Below are 19,456 nucleotides of genomic sequence, written 5' to 3'. Positions count from 1 at the left end.
CCTCAGAAACATTATTTCTTTGTTGTGCGAAGTTCACAAGACCACCAGTATTCCTTCATTCGCACGCCTCGAACTAATGTCTCTGAGGCAGCGCTGAGTGTGCAAATGTTTGTTGGAGTTGGTATGTAGCCTCTGCTTATGTAAAAATTGAGACACTAGTGATTATCACAAGCCACAGCAGAAGGTTATAAATGGAAGACAATAAACACAACGAGGCAAAGCCTGACGAGACTCCGGCTCAAGAGGAAGTGCAAAATGAAGCACAGGAGTCCTCAACTGAAGCCCCTCAACAAAGTCTCTCTGCAGAAGCCCCTCAACAAGAGCCGCAACAAACAGAAAGCGCAACAATAGAAACACCTGAGCCAGTGAGCCAGTCTGGGGCCATCGCCTCGCCTTTTACGGCATTACAGGCGATTATATTAAAACCCAACTCGGTGTTTTCCACCCTGAAAAATACCGCCAACTGGTCTTGGGTGGCCTTTATTTTTGTAACCTTCTTCTCGGTATTACCCACCTGGCTGTACTTCAATCAAATCGATATGGTTTGGTACAGCGAAATGGCGGTTGAACTGCAAATGCCGGATGTCAGTCCATCCGAGAAAGCGCAAGCCATGCAGATGATGCAAAACCAAGCGATTGGTACCTTTACCGCGTTTTTTGTGGCCATTGGCGCTATTATTCTCAATGCCATTTTCGCTTTTTATCTGAGCAAAATTACTCAGATGGATGAAGAGAACGTGCTCAGCTTTGGCGACTGGTATGGCTTTACCTGGTGGGCCACGTTGCCCTTTGCGTTTATTGGTATCCTTAACACTCTCATCATATTGATGTTTGGCGGGCCGCAAATGTCTCCTGAATATTTAAGCGTGTTCTCGCTGGCATTTGTGCTGGGTATTTCTATGGAATCCGGCTGGTTTGGATGGGCGCAAGGTATTGGCCTGGACTCGTTGTGGATTATTTATCTCACAGCCGTGGGTATCAGCCAATGGACCAAACTCAGCAGCCGTCAATGTACCATTATTGCCGTTGCGCCTTTTGCCATTATCTGGGGTGTTTGGGCGTTCTTCCTGATTATTTAACGGTCTTGCGTAGCGGCCTGAAGTAATCCTGATTGGCGTAATACTCAGGATCTTCATTGGCCGCATCCCAACCGGGGATCCCCAAAAGCGGTAAGGGTTTGAGCATGCCTTTTTGTTCAAATAACGCCCCTTGCCCAATTAACTCCAATAATTTTATATCCAGCCAGGCGAATTGTTGCAATAGCGGTAATTGATAAAAATCCGGCTCAGCTTTGATCGCCACATATTTGCCAGTCAGCCCAAGATACGGGTCCAATAACATTTCATAGTTGGCATGACCAAACATAAACAGCTGTGTGCTGTGTTGCCAATGACTTTTGCGAGCAACAAATGCTTCAACCCAGCGATGCTCTTGCAAAGCCTTAAGATGCGCATCATCAGTAAATACTAGCACTCCACCACATTCATCAAAATGCGTCACCCGATTGCGCACCGGCGTTCTGGGATTAAGACCATGCTCTTTTATCTCAGCCATATGCAGCTGATTTAAAGCTTTTTTAGATTTGGGGAACAACAGCCAGATCAGGGCATTGAATAAGTCGTGCCAGTTGTTTTTTCGGGTGGGAACGAAATTACAGCGCGCGATTATTTCTTCGTAATAAAGGCCGGCTGTCTGCTCAGCGTACTCTCCGGCTTGAATCGCTTCATCGCAGACAAATTCAATATCACTAATGCTGCGCTCTTGTAACCACTGGTTCAGAGTCTTTGTCGTAGGGAAATCAACAAATCCATGCAAATCAAACAGGGTTTCGATATGAGTAAAATAAGGGCAAGAAAGCCAGTCAGTGTACCAATTTTTAGGAGTTTTAAAGCGCTTTGGAGAGTGTTGCAAACCAAGTTCCGGTTGATAAAGATGAGATTTTGAATAAGCTTAGTGGCGGAAAATTGCAGTATACAAGCAAAAAGCTGATATGCAGCTTCCCGACAGAAACCCTATTATACAAGAGAATGACAATGCGAAAATCCCTTTATGGTATCACCCTGGCAGGGCTGGTTAGCAGCTATGCTGTGGCGGATACTTTTGAGCAAGCGTTGCAAGGCATCAACGAGAAAGACTTGCGTTCCCACGTTAAAACCCTGGCATCTGATAAGTTTGAAGGACGCCAACCCACCACCATAGGTGAAGCTTACACCCTTGAGTACCTTACGCGTCAGTTCGATGCGATGGGTTATACCCCAGGCGTTGACGGTAGTTATCTGCAACCAGTTGAGCTGGTAAAAATTGAAGCTGATCCGAATATGACCCTGGACATCGCAGGTGATAAGTTTGAATACAAGGTCAATATGGTGGCAGGTACCAGCCGCGAATCGGAACTGGTGGAATTGAAAGATTCAGAGCTGGTGTTTGTCGGCTACGGTGTTAACGCTCCGGAGTACGATTGGAACGATTACGAAGGCCTGGATGTAAAAGGCAAAACGGTTGTTATTCTGGTAAATGATCCTGGTTTCGAAAACCCAGATAGCGGCAAGTTTCAGGGCAAAACCATGACCTATTACGGTCGCTGGACATACAAATACGAAGAAGCCAGCCGCCAGGGCGCGGCAGGCGCATTGATTGTGCATGAAACGGAGCCTGCCTCTTACGGTTGGTCTGTAGTGGCCAACAGCTGGAGTGGCCCTCAATATGGCTTGGTGACCGAAGATGGCAACCAAAGCCGGGTAAAAGTTGAAGGCTGGTTGTCGGTAGATGCCGCCAAACAAGTATTCAGCAAAGCTGGCCTCGATTACATGGAAGAAAAGAAAAAGGCACAGCAAGGGTCTTATGCTAAGGCGATGGGCAGCAAAGCCTCTGTGACTATCAAAAGCACCATGCAAAAATCCACCAGCTACAACTTTATGGCCACCCTGCCCGGTAGCAAGCGTCCCGATGAGCACATCATCTACACGGCGCACTGGGATCATTTAGGTAAAGATCCAAGCAAAGAAGGCGACAACATTTACAACGGTGCTCACGACAACGCCACCGGCAGTGCTGCACTAATTGCTATCGCTAAAGCGTTTGCTCAATTGGAAACTCGCCCTGAACGTTCACTCAGTTTCTTATTTGTCACAGCGGAAGAGCAAGGGCTTTTAGGCTCTAAATACTACGCTGAATATCCGGTTTATCCGCTGGAAAAAACCGTGGCGAACCTGAATATTGATGCCATGAACATCATGGGCCCCACCAAAGACGTCGAAGTGGTTGGCATGGGTAAATCTGAACTGGAAACTTACCTGGAAAAAGCCGCCAAGCGCACCAACCGCGTATTAGTGCAGGAAAGTCGACCAGCTGCGGGGATTTACTACCGTTCTGATCACTTCAGCTTGGCCAAAAAAGGCGTTCCGGCCTTGTATGCGAAAGGGGGTTCAACGCCGCTTAATGATGAGGTTGCAGCCTATCGCAAGAAGATGTCCGTGATTCAAACCGGCTGCTACCACCAGGTGTGTGACCAATACCGTGAGTCATGGAACTTCGGCGGTATGGTGGAAGACTCGCAAATGTACTTCGAAATCGGTTACGACATTGCCAATAGCGATAACTGGCCGCAGTGGAGTAAAACCAGCGAATTCCAAAGACCTTGAGGATAGATATCCTAAAATAAGATTAAAGGGCGTTTTTAAACGCCCTTTTTATTTCAACTACTGATTACGTAATAAGCTATTGTAAAAAAATTACAGTTTTCGCTTGCAATTTCTGTTGAGACTGGCAAATTCAAGGCGTAGCGCGCTGTTATGAACGAGGTCTCAGACGCAAAAATTCGTTATTTTTCCCTTCGTATTTTTATCCCGTTCCCAACTTCACGGCAGTGCCATTTTTTAGATTCACCAAAACAGAGAGAAACCTAAGTATGTGCGGTATATTCGGTATTTTGGACATTAAAACCGATGTGTCAGAACTCAGGACGCAAGCCCTGGATTTGTCAAAATTGTTGCGTCATCGCGGCCCGGACTGGTCAGGTATCTGGAATAATAATAATGCCATTTTGTGTCATGAACGTTTGGCGATTGTTGATGTAGATACTGGTGCCCAGCCACTTGTGAGCCGTGATGAAAATAAAGTACTGGCAGTAAATGGTGAAATCTATAATCACAAAGAGTTAGCAAATAATTTAGTCACGCCTTACGATTTTCGTACTAAATCCGACTGTGAAGTCATTTTGCCTTTGTATGAGCAAAAAGGTGTGGAGTTTATCGACGATTTGAAAGGCATGTTCGCCTTTGTACTGTACGATGAAACTCAAGACGCTTACCTGATTGCCCGTGACCACATGGGTATCATCCCACTGTACACTGGCCACGACGAGCACGGTAACTTCTACGTGGCTTCAGAAATGAAAGCGCTGGTGCCGGTGTGTAAAACCGTCAATGAGTTCCCTCCGGGTCATTACTTCTGGAGCAAAACCGGTGAAATGGTGGAATATTATCAACGTGACTGGATGGAATATGCCGCGGTTGAAAACAACGAAAGCAACCTGGACGAGCTAAAAGCCGCTTTTGAAAAAGCGGTAAAAAGCCACATGATGTCGGACGTACCCTACGCCGTGTTATTGTCCGGTGGTCTTGACTCTTCCTTGGTTTCCGCTGTAGCGGCACAATTTGTAGCCAATCGAGTGGAAGATGAAGATAAGTCTCAAGCCTGGTGGCCTCGACTGCACTCCTTTGCTGTGGGCCTTGAAGGCGCACCCGATTTACAAGCCGCGCAAAAAGTGGCAGACATGATTGGTACGGTGCACCACGAAATTCACTTTACGATTCAGGAAGGTCTGGATGCCATCCGTGACGTGATTTATTTCCTGGAAACCTACGATACCACCACTATCAGGGCCTCAACGCCCATGTACTTGATGAGCCGCAAGATCAAAGCGATGGGCATTAAGATGGTGCTGTCAGGCGAAGGTTCCGATGAAATCTTCGGTGGTTACCTGTACTTCCACAAAGCGCCTAATGCCAAAGAGTTACACGAAGAAACCGTGCGTAAACTGCAGCGCCTGCACATGTTTGACTGTGCTCGTGCTAACAAAGCCACTTCTTCTTGGGGTGTGGAAGCACGCGTGCCCTTCCTGGATAAAGAATTTATGGATGTGGCGATGCGCTTAAACCCGCAAGATAAAATGTGCTCTAAAGAGCGCATGGAGAAGTGGATACTGCGTAAAGCTTTCGACAACGGCGAATACTTGCCTTCAGAAATCTTGTGGCGTCAGAAAGAGCAATTCGGTGATGGCGTAGGCTATAGCTGGATTGACTCCATCAAAGATTATGTGGACCAGGCCGTGACGGATCAGCAAATGAGCACTGCTGCCTTCCGCTTCCCACACAATACGCCGGATACCAAAGAAGGCTATTTTTACCGCACTATCTTTGAAGAGTACTTCCCACAGGAAAGTGCCGCGAAATGTGTACCGGGTGGTAAATCCATCGCCTGTAGCACCGTAGAAGCGCTAGCCTGGGATGAAAGTTTCCAGAATATGGCTGACCCTTCAGGTCGTTCCATGAAGGATGTGCACGGCAAGCAGTAGTAGTTTATTGCTAAATAAGCATGACAAAGCCCGCCCTGTTGATGCCCACAAAACAAGGCGGGCTTTTTTGATCAACTCGACATTTATTCTTGAGAATAGCTTTATCTTTTTGACTTCAATGTAACCTAACCTGACAGACGCCATCCATGGCTTTTCTGAACCAAATCCCTTTGGCTCACATACCATTTGTGAAATACATCCCTGTATTTCCCTGAAGACAGCTAAAGCTGTCCAAATTCATTCCCGATGAATTTGTCTTTTTGCCAAAAAGAAACCGTATGCGAAAGAAAAAGGCTCCCCGCACTACGCTTAATCCATTGAAAAACTGCAAGTTTCCGTCGTCACGATGCGCGTCCATGCTTAGGCGTGACTTGATTTTCATCCCTGAAAATCACCGACAACTTGTTTAGCGTTTTTCAATGGCGCTTCATGAGGGGAAATGGGGTGGTTTATTCACTTCCATGCGAAGCGACAACATCAGACTTCGTTAGCACACTGGCAAAATTTCAAATAGTTATGGGGGACACTGGGTCTTTAGTTCGACAAAGATGTGAGATTAAACCACCTTTGTCCGTTTAATTGACCCCGAAATAAACGGCATTCACTGCATCCTGCAGCTCAAAATGAACCTACATGCATTGCCTGAGACAACATCTTGATCTGCCCTTTCAGCTTATCTCGCGCATGGGCAGGATACGTATGGACTTCGAATTAGAAACAGGTGGTAACTTAAATATTATTAGTATCTAAAGCTCTAGTTTAGACATAGTGAATGCTTTGGTAAGAAAGAGAGCAGTCACTCTGCAATAGATGATTGACTGATAACACACCAAAGCGGACAGTCATTAACGCCTCAAACACCGGCGCAGCTTTGCTGCGTCCGAGTGCTTTGACTTGTTAAGTTCTGAATCACCAAACTACTTTCTCGTAGCTCTCAGCATCCATGATGTTTTTTCATGTATGCGCATACGATCAGAGACCAATGCTGCAGTTGACTCGTCATCTGCAGATTGCGCAAGTTTTAATACATCTCTAGAGGTCTTAACTACTTGCTCATGCCCTTTAGTCAGTAAATCAACCATTTCTTCCGAACTTGGAACTCCTTCAACTTCTTCAATAGAACTAAGTTTTGAAAACTCTTTGTATGTTCCCGGAGCGGCCACATCTAGAGTACGTATACGTTCCGCTATATCATCAACAGCAATAGCCAGCTCAGTGTAGTGCTCTTCAAACATCAAATGTAGCTCACGGAATTGAGGGCCAGTCACGTTCCAATGAAAATTATGTGTTTGTAAATATAAAGTATATGAGTCGGCTAAAAGGCGTTTGAGACCTTCAGCGATCTTCACTCTATCCTCCGTATTAATTCCTATATCAATATCTGTCATTTTGCTTTCCTCTCTATGGTTTAATTAAACTACTGACCGAACTTAACTGCCCCAATAAGCGGCGACTAATAGTTGGCTAAAATGTGAAACGAAGTGGAACACAGCCAACTGTTAGGCGTCCCGACTTGATTGGTTTGTTATACGCGTTTTACTCAAGATCTCTTCCCAATTGTATTGGTTGGTATTTAAACCCAAACATTTTTATATTTTGCTCAGAGGCCGGAGTTAAAAACTTTACCCACCAAAAATAATTTTCTTGCTCAGGAAAATACATTTGCAGAATCACTTCATACCTTGTTCCGTATGAGCCTGTTGCACTGACACCGTTTAGAATAGGCTCTTTTTTATATATAGAAGAAGAGGTGTTCAATTCAGGAATGAGGTACATTTTGGCTTTTTCAAACAAGTGACCAACGTTTATACGAACATCCTTTGCAAATCGTCTGTCGATTTCAACATCACTTTTTTCCAAACTCTCTGTTTCGAAATCAATGTTTTCAATATTCATGAGTCTTAGTTTCGATTAGCGTATAACAATTGAATAGTGCGCAAATTGCGCGTTTTTCTACTTTAACTTGGGTCGATTATATACTTTGTGCCAGTCATAACAAATTTACCCAAGTGAAGCCGCTCATGGTGGGTAGAGAGTTCTTAATATCTGGTATGAGGACAGAAACAACCCATTGGGTCGTTTTTCTGAATATGGGAGCAAACGCTCGTTTGAATTGGTCAATTACCAAATTTTTTGATGACCGCTTTTGGCACAAAGAGGCCCTTTAACCCTCACCAATAGGACATCAGCAAAAAGGTTAGAACCCAACGTTAGTTCGAATTTCGGATATCTCTGGCCCTTTCGCGAGATAAGCTGAAAGAGCAGGAAAAACCTGAAAATTGGCAACAGGGATGTTTGTAGGTTCGAGTTTACTCGGACACAGATGGTTGAATCTCGCAGCGTTGTCGAACTGATCTTTTATTCACGCCCTGCAAAAAAGATATTCACGCCATCCATGGTGCTTAAGCGCGACCGACTAGCTTATGTTGTCTCGCGTCCGGGCCAAAAGGGGGTTGAAGGGGATCTCCCCTTCGAAGAAGTAACATCAAAAAACTGGTTTGAAAGTTACGCACTCACTTAAAATAGGTATCCTTCGATAAGTGATACACGGAAATAGTTCCGAGGAAAAGATTAGCTTCTAACAAGGTGTAAGCGCTACACCTGCTATTCATCTTTCTGAGGCAAACTCTCTCTGAACCTCTCCACCAGCGTATCCATTTCGGCGGAATCACCTTTGGCCAGATAGGCGGAGTTTTTGGCTAAAAATTGTGGAGGGATAAACAAATAAGAGCGTTTTTTGAAGGTCCATGAACGGGCAATCCCCAGGCTTTCTTCAGGTTCTTCTTGCTGGCTTCCTAAGTCGAACATATTCTCTACTTCGTTTTTGCCTTTGTCTAAGGCTTTGGCATTTTTGGCGCTGTTGGGTTCGATACTCAGCAATACCGCTGTGGTTTGCGGAATGCCCATCAGGATTTCACAGATAAAAAAGATACTGCCACCGCGAAAGTACAAGCCATCGTTGCTGTTAGCATCGATATTGGCCTTTTTCCCCAACTGTTGTTGATAGCGCATGCCATTAAACATGGCGCGGGAAAATGGCAGGTGTACATCACCAAAGTGACGATTCAGGGCGTGTTGTAAAAACTGTTTACCTAACGATTCCCCCACTTTTTCACTACTGAACGTACCCTCTTCGACATTCACTTCAACAAACATGCCCGAAGATAACAAAATATTCTTTACCGCCTGATAATTGTACAGTGAGTAAGGTTTGTCGGTGAGCGGGTTTTTAGTGGTATGAATGGCTTTAGACATCGCCGAAAAAAACACGGTAACGTCGATAAAGCTATTTTTGATGTCTTCATCGAAACCACTAATATTTTTTTCGGAGGTGCACAGCATAATATTACCTGTTTCATTGAACATGTAATATTTGGGCAGGGGCTGATAGACAGACGCCTGATGAACCTTCGGTGGCGACATTTTGCGTCGTTTAAACCACCGAAATATGCTCGAGAACATAAAAACCTTATTGTTATAAGCTGAAAATTAAATGTATACCCAAACTACCTCAAGATACTCGACTTCAGCGGGAGAATAAAAGGATTTAGGCAAGATAAATTGGAGATGGCATGGTTGTTCTCACGTCGATACAATTTAACGCCGCATAAATGCTTTTAGACCCCGCCCTTCGGGAGCTTCACAGCGCTTCCATTACTGTGTTGCACTTGATTGAAAGGTAGCCGACATTCCTTCTCAAGTGCGCCTTGTATTGAAAGCGCTGTGATAGCTCTGAAGCAGGCATCTTGAGGTGGTTTGGGTATAACAACCGGGTTATGAAGTTTGCTCTGTCAAACTCGACTTCAAGGTATTCACCAAGTCATTAAAGTCCGGATTATCCATCGCTTCATTCAAGTTTTTCGCTTCCGGAATAAACGCTGGCGGCACAAATAAGTAGGTGGTTTTCTGGATATTCAGCGTATAGCTTTTACTTTGTGCTTTGAAACAAGGCCCGGCCTTAAAAGTATCCGAAGCTTGCTTGGCATCCATACTCAATACTATAGGTGTAATTGAAACCGCACCCAGCAAGTATTCACAAACAAAGATGATGGTACCCACTTGGGTCTTAGTGCTGCTGCTGGCGTTTGATACCGTAATACTTTGCCCGCTTTTACCGATATCCCCTAGCATTTGCATAAGAGAGTTACCTACTGCGGCAAGACCGCCGCTGAAGCCCAATAGTGCCGTGATCAATTCACTTCCGAAAGTGACGCCCCACGACTTACTGGTAAATTTAACGTCGCTTTCAGTGACCTTCACAAACAAGCCCGAGCGGGACACAATTTTATCGATGGCGTCAATTTCATACAAAGTATTGTTGTTCTCGCTCATGGCCTTAGTCATGGCTGCAAAAAACACGCTCACTTGACCAAAGGCGTCGGAAGCCTCTTGTGAAATTGCAGCGCCTTCGGCACTTCCGCCATTGAGCGTTGTGGCAACAAATAAATTACCCGTGGCATTAATAGCAAATTCTTTAGTAGCCGGGATTTCTTTTGATTGCGATAAGGTTAACGATTTCGCGCGACTTTCTGCATCACTGACAATAGACCAGTTCTGAGGATTGTCGCCGCTACCTTGATTACCCGTAGAGCCACTTGCTGGGGTTTCTTCACCTGCCATATCCATTCTCCTTGTATCGATAAAAATGTGCTGAATTAGCTGCCATTCGGCGACCTCAAACAGACTAAGAAATAATTTAACCTAAGAACCATAGCACAAATTTTGAAAATTCCACCTTTTAGGCTAATTTTTTACGTGCAACTGATATCAAATAGAACAGCCATGCAATGAACAAATACTCGGACTTACCGGGCGAGCTCGTATATTTATTAAGATAATCTATATTTATCAAACAGTACTTTATGTCAACCAACTTAAAGCAAGGCAATAATGAGATTTGAAGAAGAACACTCTGAGCAGGACATTGAAACTGATGATAGCTTCGATGTTGAACAGGAACAGGCACAACTGCTTGCTTATGTCCGAGAGTTAAGGGCAGGTATTTATGAAGCACAGTGCCAAAGTGAGTCGGAACTCGCCAAAGAATTAAGAGAATTAGCCCGAGAATTGGCAGAAGAGGCCAGTCAGGATATGGACAATACCGTTGGCTTGTCCATCAACACCAATGAAACCTCCATCAGTGCTGCGCACCTACTCTACAACCTAAAGCAGGTAGAAGATTTTAGTCAAAGTATTGCCTCAGCAGCAGAGCAAATGCAATCTTCAGTGGAAAGCGTTCGTGACAATAGCCGCGAAGTTAATGACAGTACCAGTAAAAACTTGAATATGGCGCAACAAGCCACTAAGCAGTTACAAGAGGCGTTGGTAGCGTTTGACAAAATACAGAGCTCTGTCACTGCTAATGTGGAAAAGCTCACGCGTTTTTTCGAGTTTTCCAAAGAAGTAAAAGAAATTGCCGATGAAATCAGGGGGATCGCTTTTCAAACCAATTTATTGTCGTTAAACGCATCAGTGGAAGCAGCCAGAGCGGGTGAACACGGCAAAGGCTTTGCGGTGGTGGCAACAGAAATGCGCTCCCTGTCGAACCGATCCAGCACGGCTACCAAACAAATCAATACTCTGGTGACTAATTTTGAAGAGGAGATCACAGAGGTTTCATCTTCACTGAAAGAAAGTACCGACTCGGTAAAAGAAGGCAGCGACGCAATTGACCGGGTACATAACCAAATGCAACAAATGCTCGCTGAATCTGAAACGGTTTCCAACAATATGAACCATATCTCTAACTCCATAGCTGAGCAGATGCAGGCATCTCAAAGTGTTGCTGAAGGAATAAGTACTATTGCCTCGAATGCTTCAGATAGTGTCGATAACACAGATCAGGTGGTGGATGCCATTGACCGAATTCAAGATAAAATCAATCAACATATTCTCAATATCGCGGAAAAAGAATTACCGAATAAAGTCATCAAACTCGCTCAATCAGATCACATCATATGGAAAAAGCGCCTGGCAAGCATGATTGCAGGCAAAGAAGGTCTTAACTCTAAAGAGCTGGCGGATCATCACAGTTGTCGCTTAGGGAAATGGTATGACGCGGTGTCCGATGCACAGCTCAAATCTCATCCTGCTTTTCATCGCTTAAACGAACCACATAAAGTTGTGCACAGGCACGGCAAACTAGCCGTCGATTATTACAATATGGGTAATGTTGAACAGGCCCTGGCAGAAATTGAAAAAGTTGAGGCCGCTTCAGTGGAGGTATTGAAGTTTTTACAACAACTGGAAAATTAATACCAATTCCAATAAACATTTACTGGAATTGGTATATGAGTGCTTTATCAAAGCACTCAGTATATCTATTTCAGGCAGCGGGCTTAAGCGCCTCATCGTAAAAAATGGATTTTTCGATGGAGCTAAAGAATTTCTGATAAACCTCCTGGTCAGTGATCTGTTTGTGTTCAACGGTTTCACCATCAGGGTTATCCCGGCGATACACAAAACTGGTTCGCACCTTCATACTCTCGCCGTAGGGCGATATGGTAATCGTTGCACTCACCGTTTCCAAATCATCAATATTGCCATCGGTAAACAGTAAAAATACGCCGTAAGTTAAAACAGTAAACGCGGTTTTTTGCAGTGTTTCGCGGGCATTCATTTTAGTACCGCTAACATTGCCTTTCACCAGTCCAGACTCGATATCAGCCACGTCGATAACAAATCCATCATCCTGCAGCGTATTCAATACTGCATGAAAGATTTCCTTGTCGGATTTTTGCTCATAGGTACGGGTTTGATATTCACGTAAAGCCAGAGACGGCGGCTTTACTGAACTTGCACAGCCCGCTAGTAACGTCATCAAGACGGCCATTAATATTGGTTTAGTCATTTTCATATCAGGCTCACTTTAATTAGTAAGCACTGCGGAAGTAAGACACCTCAGAAACATTGTCTTGCTCATTGAGTTTAATAATGACGGTCAAACTGCGACTGCTACTTTCGCTTTGGCTGGAAGAACCTCCCACCAGCGCAGCAACGTCAGAACCTGCACCCAGGATATTAATACCCAAACTACTGGCACTCTGGGTTTGAGAAATCTTGTCATAGATCCACACTTCGCCATTGGTGTCCGGGGATTTTTTGACAATATTAGGGCTTCCCAAAGTTTGTGCTACCTTTACTGAAGACACACCAGGCTTAATTTCCTTTTGTACCAGGCCAACAGTTAATTGTTTGGCATCAGAGTCTTGGGTATTTGCGCAAGCGGCCAATGTCAAGGCAACGACGCCAGCCATAACCAATTTACTATACATACGTGACATAAGGGCTATTCCTTTAGTTTGAGTGGTTAAAAAAAAATTGAGGACAAATTTTACAGACATCTGCATTTACCTATCTCTGCAACGCTTAAGGTAACTAAATTATTCCAACAATTTGCACTATTTGTCTGTAACCAAGGTTATCCACTTGTATCTGAATGTAAGCAGGAGAAAAAGAGATGAATTAAAAAAGGTGTTAAGTCGATGTTTTCACCTGAAAATTTAGGGCCGTTCAGGTTAGAACGGCCACTGGACAGGCTTAATAACCACCTTCATTTTGCTCGGCCTGAGTGCGCTGGTAATACTCGAGCAGCGTTTCACCCGGAAGTGGGCCGCTCGCTCCGTCTTTGGTGTCACCAGTACAATCACCGGTTACACCACCTGTTACTAACTCAGCTTCTGTTTTATTTAAAGTACGCATATTGATTTCCTTTTCAAAATTAATTCAGGCAAAGGTGTCATTCCTTTGCACCCGGCTCGCCTGAGAAATTCACTGAATCCCCTTAGCGAGTAAATTAATCATAGACACAAAAATACGCACTGTAACCTGTACCAAAGTACAGTTTTAATGGCTATTAATTAGCCGTGACATTGAGCAAACCATCAATCAAAATCGCCAACATTGCCTGCTGTTGTTGACTTGCCTGAGTCGCTCCAACTGACCAATCACTATTGGTTACCAGTATCAGATCTGATGCCGGGTGAGTTAGAATAAACTGTCCGCCCCAACCCCAGGCAAGCTCATAGTTTGCCGCTGAGTCGAATAGTACAGCGCTTTCTCCTAGCCAGTTCAAATAGCCATAACCACGATAATTAAGGGCACTATAACTGCCTGTGAGAGCCACCTGCTCCTTCTTTAAAGCAGTAACCCAAGCCTCAGGCACAATCTGCGCAGCAGAACCATCTGGCGCTGTGTATAAGCCATTGTTTTGAATAAGTAAGCCCAGTTTGGCCTGATCAATTGGCCGTAACTCTAAACCCGCACTGCCGTTGTGGCGTCCATCAGCCAATATCTCCCAACGAATGGCGCTGATACCCAATGGTTGAAAAAGACGACTTTGGGCGAACTGCTGTAATGAGGTTTCTGAAACTGTACTGATTATCGCTCCCAACAGGTGCACCGCTGCCGAGTTGTAGGTAAAGGTCTCACCGGGGTTGCTGGTGAGGTTTCGCGACAACAAAAACTCCACTGGCTCATCGGACTGGGCCCATTCCACATAAAGTGTCGCCCCGCTCTCGTCCCAGTCATAACCGCTGGTCATAGTGAGTAATTGTTCGACGGTAACGGACTGGGCCCCTGCGTCAGCAAAGTTGTAATCAGCGCTGAAATACTCTCCAAGCGTGGCTTGCATGGATAGCAGTCCTTCATCAATGGCTATGCCAGTTAACAGCGCAGTCACGGTTTTAGTGACTGAGCGCACATGTTGCAGTTGCTGTGCCGTGTGGCCATTGAAATATTGCTCTGCCACTAACTGACCATCTTTTAGCACCAACAAACTGCGCAGGCCATTTTGTGAGGCCGCCTGCGTGTATACGCCCGATATCACTGCCTCATCAATGCCTACTTCGGCGGGAGTCGCATGGTTTATTTCAGAAGAAACCGGTTGATAGCCTGGGCTATTGTTAACGGGAGGTACCGTGACGCTCGGTGAATCAGACGAGCCGCCTCCGCAGGCAACAAGTGAGAAGCAAAAAAGAAAAATAATTAAATGGTACATAAAGACAATTCCGAGTCATTTTTGCACCAGCTTATACAAAAAACCGTCCAAAACCCTAAAAAAATGTGATGAACGGCAGGAATTGTCATGCTGACTGGCAGATCTACCTGCGGTTCATCCTATGGGTAAAAGACAGTTTCAGGAATGAACGATCTGGTTACCACACCAGATCGTCAGGGATTTCGTAATCCGCGTACCAATCTTGCTCTTCTTCCGAAAGCTCCACCTCGCCTTGCTGATCTGCCCGGTACAAGATGCAGCTGGCATCTCGCTCTGCAATTTTATCGGCTACCTGAATAGGAATGATGGCGTAGCCCTCTTTATGAGTGACAATCACTAACTTATTGCCTTGCAGATGACTTCGCGTTTTTTCATTCACCAATAGCTGTTTAATGACATTATCATGGGTAAATTGAAATTTGATATCGCCGTTATTAACCGGTTGCTGGTTCATGTCGATCATTTGAATGATCTGCGCTGCAACTTGCTTTTTCTCAGCTTCTTTTTTCGCTTCAGCATTCAGCGCCATGTCTTTTTGCTTTTTGGCCTCTTGCTGTGCTTTTACCGAGGCTTTAACTTCGTCGGTTTCGACAATTTTACTCTTGCGCCGAATTTTGTCTTTTTTGCGTTTTTCGTTTTGGATTTTTTTTGCGCTTTTTTTGTCAGCCAGACCTGACTTTAAAAGCTGCTCCTGGAGGGATAAGGCCATAACTACCTCAAGTTGATAACAATTGGGCTATTTTAAACTGAATGGCGACGGGATCAATGCTCTACTGCTGGTTGCTGAGAAGTCCCTTGGGCGTCTGCCACCGTATACCAATAAATTGGGTCATTAACCGGTGTTTGTTCGGGCAAAACCGGATTGTCCAGTTCAAACACTATACGCTGCTGAATATTTGCCTGCTCAATGTATTCTTTGTGTTCAGCAAAAAACAACTTATCAAACTCTCCCGCTGCTATAGCTCGACGCAATCCGGTTTCCACCAACTTTTTCATGACAATGTTCTTTTTGTTAAAGAAAAAGTAAGTGGCTGTGGGATAGCGCAGCGCCAGATGGGGCTCCACCATCAGGTTTTGACTCTTTTGCGGATCCGCCATTTCCGCCCAGATCTCTACAATAGAGCGCGGAAAGAACCCCGCCTGTTCAAGACGAACAACATCAAACATTTCGTAATAATCTGTGGCAGTGACCACTTCGAAGCCATTGGATTGCAAAATTTTGGTATCCGGCCAGTCATGGCCTTGTACAGGTGTGTACTGACGCAATTCCTGAATGGTGTTGAAGCTATTAAAGACATCCAGATTTTCATCTTTTACCAGAAATAGTCGCCAACCAATCAGTCCTTTGTAAATTGGAATGCGAATGGGCAGTAGCTCTTCTTCCCTGACTTTGTCCGTCATGCTCCACACCAGGCTTATTTCGCGATTGGCTTTTAGCTGCTTTATGGAACGCCCTTGAGACAACACTTTTTGACTGGGATATAAGTTGTAGTTCACCCCAGTGTGCTTTAGTGCCAGGCGCAACACCGCGAGCGGATACGTTGTACGTTTATCTTCTACATCATCCGGTCGCGGATAATAAATAGTCCAGGTTGCCGCGACTACAGGCAGTTGAATCAATATCAGTAGTGCGAATATTAACAGTCGGCGTGATGTCATGTAGTGGTATAAAGCAGCCTTTCCAGCTCTCTTTCTTCATCGTCAATTACAGAGACGATGATTTTTAAGGATTCCCCCACAGATTGCAATGTATAAGAAACAAAACAGCTAAACAGCTTTTGCTCCTGCACATTTTTAAAGGTCCATTTCACATTGGAGAACATGATGTTTTCTGACAGACGCATAGTTTGGCACACTTCTGCCTCGCACAAAGCAGCACCAATGGATTGCAAACGGTCCATGAGATCGTCAATCACCTCAGCAATAGCCTCGTGCGTGGTGTACACATTTTTGCTTTCATCGCTCATGATAACCGCGGGGACAAAGTACATGTCAGCAACAGCCTGCGCATCGTATTGCTCATAGGCACGAGCATAGTCATCGAAAAAAAGTTGGGAAAGTGAAGACACAGAGTTTCCTTAAACCGATAGTTGTTATTAGCTTATCGACAGACAAAAGATAAGCCTTGATAAATATCTAGTGCCTAATGCCCCATTTGTCTATTCGATCCCGATAAATTTGTGAGTTTGCAAGGACAAACGCCAGTTGCGTTCAATACAAGTTTTAACCGCTAATTCCGTTGCTCGTTGCTGCTGGCTGATAGGTTGTAGATAAATAAGACAGCTTGCTTTTAAGGTCTTGTCTGCCAACAATTCATCAAGCTCTTCAATGTGCTTTTCCATGGCTATCGGGTGTTTGATTTCATCCGCCTTTTCGAGCAATTCTCGGCGAACTTCGTAACCCCCTTTCATGTTGATTTTGGGCGAAACCGTAACCCAAGTGTCTGGATGCGCTCTCAAAGCAAAGGTGCCACTGGTTTCAATCTGCACACTGTAGCCGTTTGCAATCAGCAAACTAGTGAGTGGCACCAAATTGTACAAACAAGGCTCCCCTCCCGTCAGAATCACATGTTTTGCTGTATAGCCTTCTTCGCGCAAGATATCGAGCAATTGCTCAGCTGTAGCGCGAAACCAAGTATCTGAATCGCTAGATTTTTGTATAACCTCGGAAGGACTCTGCTCAGTTTCAGGGGGAATATCCCATGTGTGCTTAGTGTCACACCAGGGGCAGCCCACCGGACAACCCTGCACCCGTATAAAAATTGAAGGTACTCCAGTAAATGCCCCTTCTCCCTGAATGGATTCAAAGATTTCATTGATCTTATACTGGGTAGTCACTTCATTGGTGATGTTAATCCGCTGCGAGTCATTCATTTGAGAATTCAATCTGGCTGCCTTTTGTTGGTTGATGAGTTACAGCAATTGCGTTTACTGAAGAAACCACTAGAATCGCCGTCATAGCGCACTGATTATAGAGAATTGTGGCAAATGACACAAAAAGTTGTAGTGATTTACTCCGGGGGCATGGATTCGTTCACGGTATTACACCGAGCAATCAAAGATGGGTACCAGGTATTTCCCCTGTCTTTTGATTATGGACAAAGACACAAAAAAGAGCTGGATTACGCCGCCGGTGTGTGTGCCGAGCTGGGTGTGGAGCACAAAGTTATCGATATTTCGGCCATCAACCAGTTAATCGGTGGCTCCTCCCTCACCAGTGATATCGAAGTACCTGAGGGCCATTACGAAGAAGAGAGTATGAAGCAGACGGTGGTGCCCAACCGCAATATGATCTTACTTTCCATGGCGGTAGGTTATGCGGTAGCCATTGGTGCTGATAAGGTTTATTACGGCGCCCATTCCGGGGATCATGCAATTTACCCCGATTGTCGTCCGGAATTTGTGCAAAAAATGAATGATGTCAGCGCCATCGCCAATTACGAACCGGTTGAAATTTATTCCCCTTATTTAACCGTCAGTAAAATAGATATTCTCACCGATGGCTTGAAGATGGGACTGGATTACAGACAAACCTGGACCTGCTACAACGGCCGTGAAAAAGCCTGTGGTAAGTGTGGCGCCTGTCAGGAAAGGCTAGAAGCTTTCGCTGAAAACGGCGTAACCGACCCGTTAGAATACGAGAGTTAACTGTTTAGATACGCCTGTCTTTGATAAGGCTAGAATCTGACTAATAGCAATTCATTCTATACAGAGCGAATAAAATTCAGAATTTTACGGTCCTGATACGTTATCATGGAGTATAAATCTATGGATTGTTCATCAATACATGTCGGGACAGGCAGATGCAAAGCACATTAGAAAAAGTCGTTATGATTAAAGAAAGTTTCTGGCAAAGGTTGCAAGAAGACGCCTTGCACGTAGTTACTTCGGAACCATTGCTGGCAAGCTATGCGCATGCCTGCATTTTGAATCACCGCAACTTTGAGTCTGCATTGAGCTTTATTCTGTCGAATAAACTAGCCGATGAAGTGATGCCCGCACTTGCTATACGCGACGTCTTTATGGATGCCTTCGAAGCCGACCCGAGTATCATTGCTTCAGGTATTGAAGATATCAAAGCCTGTTATGACAGAGACCCGGCGGTACATTCATACCTGATGGTACTGATTCACTTTAAAGGTTACCAAGCCATTCAGGTGCATCGACTCGCTCATTATCTGTGGCAACGCAATCGCAAAGACCTGGCATTGTTTATTCAAAGCCGAAACAGCCAAGCCTTTGGCGTAGACATACACCCGGCAGCGAAAATCGGTAAAGGAGTCATGTTTGACCATGCTACCGGAATCGTAGTAGGTGAAACGACAGTAATCGAGGACAATGTTTCGATATTGCAGTCGGTTACCTTAGGTGGTACAGGTAAAGTGGCCGGTGATCGACACCCCAAGATTCGCGAAGGTGTTATGATTGGCGCTGGTGCTAAAATTTTGGGTAATATCGAAGTAGGTCAAGGCTCCAAAGTGGGTGCCGGTAGCGTGGTATTAGATCATGTACCTCCGCATGTCACCGTGGTTGGTGTACCAGCAACGGTAGTAGGCCGCCCCTGCTGCAATAAACCCTGCGATACGATGGAACAAAACGTCCTGGCAGACGACAAGCCATAAGCAAGACCTGTAGGTTCGATTGTAGGTTCGACTTAAGCTACAGGGAGGTAGTGAATGCCGTTTATGTCGGGAACGTTTAAACGGCGAGTCGGACAGCGGAGGTTAAACCATACGCCCTTGTCCAGCTAAAGCAGGACCTACACAAACCCACATATATCTACACAAGCAGAAATGCCAAATCATAAGAATGATTTGGTTTAATGCCAGCATTACAATCGACTATAGTTATTACACTATAAAAATTTAAACTGCACTCAACCCA

At 44.9% G+C, this 19,456-nt stretch carries 19 protein-coding genes; 6 read left to right on the top strand and 13 right to left on the bottom strand.

Annotated features, from left to right (window positions below; translation table 11 throughout):
• Positions 1 to 191 precede the first annotated feature (191 nt).
• Positions 192 to 1,079: a Yip1 family protein gene (locus tag ACXAGP_RS13375; RefSeq protein WP_475261982.1), complete on the top strand. Its 888-nt coding sequence runs from the start codon at positions 192 to 194 to the stop codon at positions 1,077 to 1,079.
• Here the strand turns inward: ACXAGP_RS13375 and ACXAGP_RS13370 are convergent.
• The gene (locus ACXAGP_RS13370; RefSeq protein WP_475261981.1) at positions 1,072 to 1,911 is read right to left on the bottom strand and encodes a DUF3025 domain-containing protein; all 840 of its coding nucleotides are present in this window, start codon (positions 1,909 to 1,911) and stop codon (positions 1,072 to 1,074) included. The genes ACXAGP_RS13375 and ACXAGP_RS13370 overlap by 8 nt on opposite strands.
• Positions 1,912 to 2,027: 116 nt before the next feature.
• On the opposite strand from ACXAGP_RS13370, the gene ACXAGP_RS13365 reads away from it, so the two are divergent.
• On the top strand, positions 2,028 to 3,641 hold the full coding sequence (locus ACXAGP_RS13365) for a M28 family metallopeptidase (protein ID WP_475261980.1): 1,614 nt from the start codon (positions 2,028 to 2,030) through the stop codon (positions 3,639 to 3,641).
• Between the two features lie 266 nt (positions 3,642 to 3,907).
• Positions 3,908 to 5,575, top strand: a complete 1,668-nt coding sequence (gene asnB / locus ACXAGP_RS13360) for an asparagine synthase B (RefSeq protein ID WP_475261979.1) — start codon at positions 3,908 to 3,910, stop codon at positions 5,573 to 5,575.
• Positions 5,576 to 6,492: 917 nt separating this feature from the next.
• Here the strand turns inward: asnB and ACXAGP_RS13355 are convergent.
• The 4 genes from ACXAGP_RS13355 to ACXAGP_RS13340 all read right to left on the bottom strand — a co-directional run bounded on the left by ACXAGP_RS13355 (position 6,493) and on the right by ACXAGP_RS13340 (position 10,195).
• A complete protein-coding gene (locus ACXAGP_RS13355) occupies positions 6,493 to 6,963 on the bottom strand; it encodes a Dps family protein (RefSeq protein ID WP_475261978.1) in 471 nt (156 codons plus the stop codon).
• A 148-nt stretch (positions 6,964 to 7,111) separates the two neighbouring features.
• Positions 7,112 to 7,471 carry a hypothetical protein gene (locus ACXAGP_RS13350; RefSeq protein ID WP_475261976.1) on the bottom strand — a complete coding sequence of 120 codons (360 nt, stop codon included), beginning with the start codon at positions 7,469 to 7,471 and terminating at the stop codon, positions 7,112 to 7,114.
• A 708-nt stretch (positions 7,472 to 8,179) separates the two neighbouring features.
• Entirely contained in the window at positions 8,180 to 8,998 is an 819-nt protein-coding gene (locus ACXAGP_RS13345; protein ID WP_475261975.1) for a hypothetical protein, read from the bottom strand.
• A gap of 351 nt (positions 8,999 to 9,349) precedes the next feature.
• On the bottom strand, positions 9,350 to 10,195 hold the full coding sequence (locus tag ACXAGP_RS13340; RefSeq protein ID WP_475261974.1) for a hypothetical protein: 846 nt from the start codon (positions 10,193 to 10,195) through the stop codon (positions 9,350 to 9,352).
• Between the two features lie 270 nt (positions 10,196 to 10,465).
• Here ACXAGP_RS13340 and ACXAGP_RS13335 point away from each other — a divergent pair, with 270 nt between their 5' ends.
• Positions 10,466 to 11,830, top strand: coding sequence for a methyl-accepting chemotaxis protein (locus ACXAGP_RS13335; RefSeq protein WP_475261972.1), 1,365 nt, complete (start codon positions 10,466 to 10,468; stop codon positions 11,828 to 11,830).
• A 70-nt stretch (positions 11,831 to 11,900) separates the two neighbouring features.
• Here ACXAGP_RS13335 and ACXAGP_RS13330 read toward each other — a convergent pair whose 3' ends face one another.
• From ACXAGP_RS13330 to queE, 8 genes are all read right to left on the bottom strand, one after another.
• Complete coding sequence (locus ACXAGP_RS13330; protein ID WP_475261970.1) at positions 11,901 to 12,431, bottom strand: hypothetical protein; 531 nt, start codon at positions 12,429 to 12,431, stop codon at positions 11,901 to 11,903.
• 16 nt (positions 12,432 to 12,447) lie between these two features.
• Positions 12,448 to 12,858 (bottom strand): hypothetical protein, encoded by a 411-nt coding sequence (locus tag ACXAGP_RS13325; RefSeq protein ID WP_475261968.1) that lies wholly within the window; start codon positions 12,856 to 12,858, stop codon positions 12,448 to 12,450.
• A gap of 256 nt (positions 12,859 to 13,114) precedes the next feature.
• The gene (locus ACXAGP_RS13320) at positions 13,115 to 13,276 is read right to left on the bottom strand and encodes a hypothetical protein (RefSeq protein WP_475261966.1); all 162 of its coding nucleotides are present in this window, start codon (positions 13,274 to 13,276) and stop codon (positions 13,115 to 13,117) included.
• A 154-nt stretch (positions 13,277 to 13,430) separates the two neighbouring features.
• A complete protein-coding gene (locus tag ACXAGP_RS13315) occupies positions 13,431 to 14,573 on the bottom strand; it encodes a serine hydrolase domain-containing protein (RefSeq protein WP_475261964.1) in 1,143 nt (380 codons plus the stop codon).
• A gap of 157 nt (positions 14,574 to 14,730) precedes the next feature.
• The gene (locus ACXAGP_RS13310; RefSeq protein WP_475261962.1) at positions 14,731 to 15,282 is read right to left on the bottom strand and encodes a DUF2058 domain-containing protein; all 552 of its coding nucleotides are present in this window, start codon (positions 15,280 to 15,282) and stop codon (positions 14,731 to 14,733) included.
• Between the two features lie 53 nt (positions 15,283 to 15,335).
• Complete coding sequence (locus ACXAGP_RS13305) at positions 15,336 to 16,232, bottom strand: amino acid ABC transporter substrate-binding protein (protein WP_475261960.1); 897 nt, start codon at positions 16,230 to 16,232, stop codon at positions 15,336 to 15,338.
• Positions 16,229 to 16,642, bottom strand: coding sequence for a hypothetical protein (locus ACXAGP_RS13300; protein ID WP_475261958.1), 414 nt, complete (start codon positions 16,640 to 16,642; stop codon positions 16,229 to 16,231). The genes ACXAGP_RS13305 and ACXAGP_RS13300 overlap by 4 nt, the downstream gene beginning before the upstream one ends.
• Positions 16,643 to 16,732: 90 nt before the next feature.
• Positions 16,733 to 17,446, bottom strand: a complete 714-nt coding sequence (gene queE, locus ACXAGP_RS13295) for a 7-carboxy-7-deazaguanine synthase QueE (protein WP_475262134.1) — start codon at positions 17,444 to 17,446, stop codon at positions 16,733 to 16,735.
• A 114-nt stretch (positions 17,447 to 17,560) separates the two neighbouring features.
• Here queE and queC point away from each other — a divergent pair, with 114 nt between their 5' ends.
• Together queC and cysE are read left to right on the top strand one after the other, a co-directional pair.
• The gene (gene queC, locus ACXAGP_RS13290; RefSeq protein WP_475261957.1) at positions 17,561 to 18,220 is read left to right on the top strand and encodes a 7-cyano-7-deazaguanine synthase QueC; all 660 of its coding nucleotides are present in this window, start codon (positions 17,561 to 17,563) and stop codon (positions 18,218 to 18,220) included.
• A 182-nt stretch (positions 18,221 to 18,402) separates the two neighbouring features.
• Positions 18,403 to 19,194, top strand: coding sequence for a serine O-acetyltransferase (gene cysE / locus ACXAGP_RS13285; protein WP_475262132.1), 792 nt, complete (start codon positions 18,403 to 18,405; stop codon positions 19,192 to 19,194).
• The last annotated feature ends 262 nt before the right edge of the window (positions 19,195 to 19,456 follow it).

The sequence above is a fragment of the Planctobacterium sp. AWM4_229 genome (genome assembly GCF_056160305.1).
Note: the sequence above shows the minus strand (reverse complement) of the source record. Positions and strands in the feature narration are given on the sequence as shown.

What these genes read in the sequence shown, in the direction of transcription:
- ACXAGP_RS13350 (WP_475261976.1), bottom strand. Translation starts at nt 7,471, where the DNA reads ATGAATATTGAAAACATTGATTTCGAAACAGAGAGTTTGGAAAAAAGT.
- cysE (WP_475262132.1), top strand. Translation starts at nt 18,403, where the DNA reads ATGATTAAAGAAAGTTTCTGGCAAAGGTTGCAAGAAGACGCCTTGCAC.
- ACXAGP_RS13335 (WP_475261972.1), top strand. Translation starts at nt 10,466, where the DNA reads ATGAGATTTGAAGAAGAACACTCTGAGCAGGACATTGAAACTGATGAT.
- queE (WP_475262134.1), bottom strand. Translation starts at nt 17,446, where the DNA reads ATGAATGACTCGCAGCGGATTAACATCACCAATGAAGTGACTACCCAG.
- ACXAGP_RS13330 (WP_475261970.1), bottom strand. Translation starts at nt 12,431, where the DNA reads ATGAAAATGACTAAACCAATATTAATGGCCGTCTTGATGACGTTACTA.
- ACXAGP_RS13345 (WP_475261975.1), bottom strand. Translation starts at nt 8,998, where the DNA reads ATGTCGCCACCGAAGGTTCATCAGGCGTCTGTCTATCAGCCCCTGCCC.
- ACXAGP_RS13315 (WP_475261964.1), bottom strand. Translation starts at nt 14,573, where the DNA reads ATGTACCATTTAATTATTTTTCTTTTTTGCTTCTCACTTGTTGCCTGC.
- ACXAGP_RS13310 (WP_475261962.1), bottom strand. Translation starts at nt 15,282, where the DNA reads ATGGCCTTATCCCTCCAGGAGCAGCTTTTAAAGTCAGGTCTGGCTGAC.
- ACXAGP_RS13340 (WP_475261974.1), bottom strand. Translation starts at nt 10,195, where the DNA reads ATGGCAGGTGAAGAAACCCCAGCAAGTGGCTCTACGGGTAATCAAGGT.
- ACXAGP_RS13375 (WP_475261982.1), top strand. Translation starts at nt 192, where the DNA reads ATGGAAGACAATAAACACAACGAGGCAAAGCCTGACGAGACTCCGGCT.
- ACXAGP_RS13325 (WP_475261968.1), bottom strand. Translation starts at nt 12,858, where the DNA reads ATGTCACGTATGTATAGTAAATTGGTTATGGCTGGCGTCGTTGCCTTG.
- asnB (WP_475261979.1), top strand. Translation starts at nt 3,908, where the DNA reads ATGTGCGGTATATTCGGTATTTTGGACATTAAAACCGATGTGTCAGAA.
- ACXAGP_RS13305 (WP_475261960.1), bottom strand. Translation starts at nt 16,232, where the DNA reads ATGACATCACGCCGACTGTTAATATTCGCACTACTGATATTGATTCAA.
- queC (WP_475261957.1), top strand. Translation starts at nt 17,561, where the DNA reads ATGACACAAAAAGTTGTAGTGATTTACTCCGGGGGCATGGATTCGTTC.
- ACXAGP_RS13365 (WP_475261980.1), top strand. Translation starts at nt 2,028, where the DNA reads ATGACAATGCGAAAATCCCTTTATGGTATCACCCTGGCAGGGCTGGTT.
- ACXAGP_RS13355 (WP_475261978.1), bottom strand. Translation starts at nt 6,963, where the DNA reads ATGACAGATATTGATATAGGAATTAATACGGAGGATAGAGTGAAGATC.
- ACXAGP_RS13320 (WP_475261966.1), bottom strand. Translation starts at nt 13,276, where the DNA reads ATGCGTACTTTAAATAAAACAGAAGCTGAGTTAGTAACAGGTGGTGTA.